Raw genomic sequence first — 5,226 nt, 5'->3', positions numbered from 1 at the left:
TAGTTCCGCTTCGGTTAGAGTCGGCGCATTATTTAACCATTCATCAAAAAAGCGATCGCTAGAGTCTAGTCTCAAGCCAAAAGTTTGACGGAGAGCGCCAAGGGTAAGGCTACTAGCATTTGTAATCACGGTTAAATTCTTATAGTAATTACATCAAGTTTAAAAGTCTAGACATTTGCTCTAGGCTCTAATACCTAATATACGATATATTAAGAGCAAAAGAGCGATCGCCTAAAAATCACGATTCACAGGAATAGCGATCGCCTTTAACAGATAGATAATTGATGCGATCGCCTAGAAATCAAGACTTACAATACTAGCGATCGCCTTGAGGAGAAAGATTGTTAATGCGATCGCATACCGCAAAGCCTTTAGCAGATAGATAATTGAGGCGATCGCCTAGAAATCACGACTCACAGGAATAGCGATCGCTCAAGTAGGACGATGCAAAAATTAAGGCTTGCTGAATATCTTCATCTTCTAATTCGGGAAACTCCTGAAACAGTTCTTCTCGATTAGGGTAGGTAGCTAATAACTCAATCACCCGACGAACGGTAAGGCGAAGATTACGAATAGAGGGTTGTCCATTCATCCGATTAGGATTGCTAGTGATGCGATCTAATTTCATGGAAGTAACCCTAGCTCCTGATGAAAATCATCGTCAATGTATATTGCTTCATGCCGAGTTGATGAAAGACGATTGTACTGCAAGCAAAATTTTATAGCAAGGAAGAGGAAATAAGGCTTCTGCTACTAAAATAGAAAAATCATTCACGAGCGAAATACTTATGGGTAATGAAGTTGAACTACTTCAAAACTGGCGAGAACTCACACCCGAAAAACAACAAAAAGTTTTGGAGTTTGTTGAACTACTTAAATCTGAGTCAGAAACAACACTCACTGAATCTGATTTTGTGCCAAAAATACCCTTAGCCAAAAAATTATGGTCAATCCGACAACGAGCGATCGCTTCTGGATTGCAACTTCTAAACGCTGACGAAAACGATTCCCGTGGCTCAACTTTGGGGTTGAGGCGAAATTGCAACAAGGCGATCGCGCTGGGGCAGCTACAATGTTGCAAACGGCTGCTAAAACTGCTTTACAAATCGGAGATAAAGGTGCAGCGACAGTGTTGCAAACTTCCGCCACTCGCCTGCAAGCTGGCGAACAACTTTCTGAAGCAGACCTGAAGAAAACTAGAATTGTATCAAAGACCGTTTTACAGGAATAGTAAAAATTTAGCGTTGCTTTGTGCTTTTCCACATCCCGTGAAAAGTCATCTCACGGATGCGTTAAAAACACACTTCAAAGGGGAATAATAAAGTGTCTACATATACTAAATAGTTAGAAATATAATGCAACCCCAACGTACTGCTGTGATCTTGATTGGTTATCAAAATGATTACTTTGCAGCCGATGGTATTCTACATAATGTCATTGAGGAATCCTCAAAGGCTACTAAAGTGTTAGAAAACACCGTTGAGCTTGTACGATGTTTGCTACAAACTCCAGTGTTGATGATTGTCACACCGATTTTTTTTACGCCAAACTACCAGGAATTGGTTGAACCTGTTGGCATCCTTAAAACTATCAAGTCAGTTGGGGCTTTTCAAGCTGGTACGAAGGGATCGCAGATGATTGATGAGTTGCTACCCTTTGACAGCAGAATTCTCGAAGTTCCCGGAAAACGAGGATTTAATGCTTTCATGAATACTAACTTAGACATTATTCTCCATGAAAAAGAGATTACTCATGTAGTTCTAGCTGGTGCAGTCACTTCGGTCTGTATTGATTCTACAGGTCGTTCTGCTCATGAGAAAGGCTATCAGGTTGTTATTTTGTCTGATTGCACTTCTGCTCGCACAGTGTTTGAGCAAGAATTCTACCACACTAACGTCTTCCCCTTATACGCCGATACAATTAAGCATACCGAGTTACTTGAGCGTTTGAGGATTACAGTAGAATGTCAGATTTAAGCAATGAATTGCATACACAGATTCAGTACAGTTTGATTGAGAAATTGTCTCAATCCGAGCGGCGTTACCGGGAATTGGTGGATAGTCTGCGCGAAATTGTGTTTAAGTGCGATTGCTTGGGTAATATCAATTTCCTCAACCGAGCCTGGACAAATACCCTTGGTTATGTAATAGCAGATGTCATCGGTAGTGCTTTAGGCAATTTCATTGACTTGGATGATCGGCACCTGTGGTCAGAAACTCTAGAAAAGCTACAAACCGGAGTAGAGGTTTGCCAAGAACTCCGCTTTTACCATCAAACTGGTGTAATTGTTTGGTTGGAACTGTCTGCTCAACCTCAAAGTGAAACAGAATTCTCTGGCTCACTGATCAATATTAGCGATGTCTACAACGAGCTTCGCTTACGCAAACACGCAGAAGCATTACTAAAGCGAACGAACGAGGAACTGGAAGCTAGGGTAGAACAACGAAATATTGAGCTAATTCAAGCTAATCACGACCTAAAAGTTACCCTTGAGAAACTCAAATATACTCAGGCTCAACTGGTGCAAACTGAAAAAATGTCGAGTCTGGGGCAATTAGTTGCAGGGATTGCTCACGAAATTAATAATCCAGTTAACTTTATTTACGCTAATATCACCCATGCATCTGAGTATATAGAAGTCTTATTTAAAATCTTGCAACTCTACCAGCAAACCTATCCAGTTCCCTCGCTAGATATTCAAGAAGCAATAATAACCTGGGATTTGGACTTTATTCAAAAAGATTTAGGTAAGCTGCTGGAGTCGATGGAAGTTGGCAGCGAACGCATTAGAGAAATTGTGCTATTACTGCGAAATTTTTCTCGGTTGGATGAAGCAGAAATCAAAAATGTTGATATTCATGCAGGTATCAATAACACAATTACATTTACAGCACTTCCGGCTATTATGCAATACAGTTTTTATCCCTGCCTCTCTCCTATCATCACTTTCAGCTATGAGGATGTACCTCATAGCTGCCGGAAGTGCTGTATGCGTCACCGCTTCCAAAGCGAGTCGGGAAATATAGGAATTCAAGTAATTAAAAACTATCGAGTAATTCCCCAGGTCAAGTGCTATCCTGCACAACTTAATCAAGTATTCATGAATATTTTAAATAACGCTATCTATGCGTTAAATGAGGCAATTTCTAACCTATCAATTAGTCAAAATATTCAATCTCAACCGTTCGTTCCTACTATTTGGATTAGTACTGAGTTGATTGATGAAACTTGGCTTAATGTTCGCATTAAAAACAATGGTCTGGCTATTCCCGAATCGGTAATTTCCAAAATATTTGATCCGTTCTTTACAACAAAGCCTGTTGGTAGAGGAACTGGACTTGGCTTATTTATTAGTTATCAGATCGTAGTAGAAATGCACCAAGGCAAGTTAACATGTACCTCAAAAACAAGCCAAGAAACAGAATTTTGCATCCAAATTCCCATCTAATAGTTTAGGTATGGGGTAAGAATTACGAATTACTTTCTTATCAATTACGAATTATTTTGACCCCAACCCCGACACCAACCGCCCCCGATAGAATTCCTGCTGCAACCCCGAAAGAACCGCCAGCACCAAATATTTGATTCCTCAATTGAGCAACAAAGTCAGAAAGTCAACTACCTCACAACACTTTTGCTCAGTTGTGATTTTTTCTCTTGGGGCATAATGAACGAGGCTGAAACCCTCGCTGAACTTATTGATTAACAACCACCGAAGAGTTTGACTTATGCTGATCCAAAAGATTGTCCAAGAATTGCAAGACATCCCTGAAGACAAACTAGCAGAACTTTATGACCTAATCAGCTTTTCAAAGATACCGAATTTAATCCAGCAGCAAAACACGGCTCAAACATAACACAGTCGAAACCTTAGAACAGGAAATAAGGCTTCTGCCACTAAAATAGAAAAATCATTCAATAGCAGCGATCGCTGCTGGATTGCAACTTCTAAACGTTGACGAAATTGAACTTGAACTTGCTGCACGGCGCGGTGGATTCCGTGAGTCGTAAGAAGACGTACATAGACTCTGGTGTACTGATCAGCGCTTTCTGTGGCATTCAGTCAGTCAGCATCAGAGCGAATCGAATTCTTAACGATGAAAATCGGGAGTTTGCCTCAAGTCGCTTCGTTCAGTTAGCTGATGTGATGTCGAAAAATCCCTTTTATATCCCATATCCTCTGGAATCCCCATGAAAGCAATTAAAGTTATGGCAACCATTGATGAGCATGGGCAACTTACTTTAGATCATCCCTTAATGAGTGATAAAAACAGTCGTGTTGAAGTAATTGTCCTGATCGCAGAAGCAGCAGAAATTGATGAAGATGAGCCATCTAAAGAAGTGATTTTAGAAGATTTTCGTCAAGCTTGGCATGAAGCTATGACTGGAAAAACGATTCCTGTGGCTCAACTTTGGGAAGGACTTGAAGATGTCTGAGCAATCGTTTATTCAAGTTGAAGCCGCGCCAACGTTTAACCGAAATCTACGCATCCTCGCCAAAAAATATCGGAGTATTCGTAATGATATACAACCCGTAATTGAACAACTTGAACGGGGAGAGTTACCTGGAGATCAAATATCTAAGATTGGTTATGCAGTTTTTAAGCTGCGAGTCCGAAATAGCGATGTTCAAAAAGGTAAAAGTGGTGGCTACCGTCTGATTTATTACATTAAAACAGCAATGGGGATCATTCTGCTCACTATTTATACTAAATCCGAACAAGCTGACATGGCAGCAGATGACATTAGGAGCATTATTACTGAGTATGAACAAAGTGCAGTTGAAGACCAATAAAATTTATAAAACAATACTTCATAGGATATGGGGAGATACCATCGGCTAACTGAGTTTAGCTTTTATAAATTCCAAACCTGTGTCGATTGCTGGTAATCTCTGATCAAGCAATAGTTTTATAGCGGTTAGGTAGTTCAATGATGCGTTGGCTTTGCCCGCCGCAGGCATCGCCCAAGTAGGACGATGCAAAAATTAAGCAGAAATAATTAACTACAAATAAATGATACACCAAAATAAATGCGTGAATTACTTAAATAAATAAATAAATAAATAAATAAATAAATAAATAAATAAATAGGGCTTGCTGAATAAGTCTCCAGAGCGAATCTAGAAGCCACACAGCTTACAAAATAGTAGTTTCGTCGCTTAGTTTCCCAATTTGCCCGGCGCTCGCCGACGAAAGTGCAAGGTTTTTGAACCTCTGGATGCTA

Annotated in this window: 8 protein-coding genes and 1 pseudogene; 7 read left to right on the top strand and 2 right to left on the bottom strand. The window is 40.0% G+C overall.

Annotated elements, in window-relative coordinates; genetic code table 11:
* Window positions 1-406: 406 nt before the first annotated feature.
* Window positions 407-628, bottom strand: coding sequence for a DUF433 domain-containing protein (locus ACEW80_RS08870; protein ID WP_373526237.1), 222 nt, complete (start codon window positions 626-628; stop codon window positions 407-409).
* 402 nt (window positions 629-1,030) lie between these two features.
* Between ACEW80_RS08870 and ACEW80_RS08865 the strand changes: the two are divergent.
* The 4 genes and pseudogenes from ACEW80_RS08865 to ACEW80_RS08850 all read left to right on the top strand — a co-directional run.
* Window positions 1,031-1,231, top strand: a pseudogene (locus ACEW80_RS08865) (hypothetical protein); the annotation flags it as partial.
* A 124-nt stretch (window positions 1,232-1,355) separates the two neighbouring features.
* Window positions 1,356-1,976 (top strand): cysteine hydrolase family protein, encoded by a 621-nt coding sequence (locus tag ACEW80_RS08860; protein WP_373526236.1) that lies wholly within the window; start codon window positions 1,356-1,358, stop codon window positions 1,974-1,976.
* Window positions 1,964-3,448: an ATP-binding protein gene (locus ACEW80_RS08855; RefSeq protein ID WP_373526235.1), complete on the top strand. Its 1,485-nt coding sequence runs from the start codon at window positions 1,964-1,966 to the stop codon at window positions 3,446-3,448. Before ACEW80_RS08860 ends, ACEW80_RS08855 begins: the two co-directional genes overlap by 13 nt.
* Window positions 3,449-3,728: 280 nt before the next feature.
* Window positions 3,729-3,857 (top strand): hypothetical protein, encoded by a 129-nt coding sequence (locus ACEW80_RS08850; protein WP_373526234.1) that lies wholly within the window; start codon window positions 3,729-3,731, stop codon window positions 3,855-3,857.
* Here the strand turns inward: ACEW80_RS08850 and ACEW80_RS08845 are convergent.
* On the bottom strand, window positions 3,848-3,985 hold the full coding sequence (locus tag ACEW80_RS08845) for a hypothetical protein (RefSeq protein ID WP_373526233.1): 138 nt from the start codon (window positions 3,983-3,985) through the stop codon (window positions 3,848-3,850). The two genes, ACEW80_RS08850 and ACEW80_RS08845, sit on opposite strands and share 10 nt — an antisense overlap.
* Window positions 3,986-4,000: 15 nt before the next feature.
* Between ACEW80_RS08845 and ACEW80_RS08840 the strand changes: the two genes are divergently transcribed.
* From ACEW80_RS08840 to ACEW80_RS08830, 3 genes are read left to right on the top strand one after another with little or no spacing between them, the layout of a single operon-like run.
* Window positions 4,001-4,195 carry a hypothetical protein gene (locus tag ACEW80_RS08840; protein ID WP_373526232.1) on the top strand — a complete coding sequence of 65 codons (195 nt, stop codon included), beginning with the start codon at window positions 4,001-4,003 and terminating at the stop codon, window positions 4,193-4,195.
* Window positions 4,192-4,437, top strand: coding sequence for a hypothetical protein (locus tag ACEW80_RS08835; RefSeq protein ID WP_373526231.1), 246 nt, complete (start codon window positions 4,192-4,194; stop codon window positions 4,435-4,437). Before ACEW80_RS08840 ends, ACEW80_RS08835 begins: the two co-directional genes overlap by 4 nt.
* Complete coding sequence (locus ACEW80_RS08830; RefSeq protein ID WP_373526230.1) at window positions 4,430-4,795, top strand: type II toxin-antitoxin system RelE/ParE family toxin; 366 nt, start codon at window positions 4,430-4,432, stop codon at window positions 4,793-4,795. Before ACEW80_RS08835 ends, ACEW80_RS08830 begins: the two co-directional genes overlap by 8 nt.
* Window positions 4,796-5,226 lie beyond the last annotated feature (431 nt).

The sequence above is a fragment of the Nostoc sp. genome (genome assembly GCF_041747015.1).
Taxonomy (GTDB): Bacteria; Cyanobacteriota; Cyanobacteriia; order Cyanobacteriales; family Nostocaceae; genus Nostoc.
The sequence above is the reverse complement of the archived record's forward strand: the minus strand, read 5'-3'. Positions and strand labels throughout refer to the sequence as shown.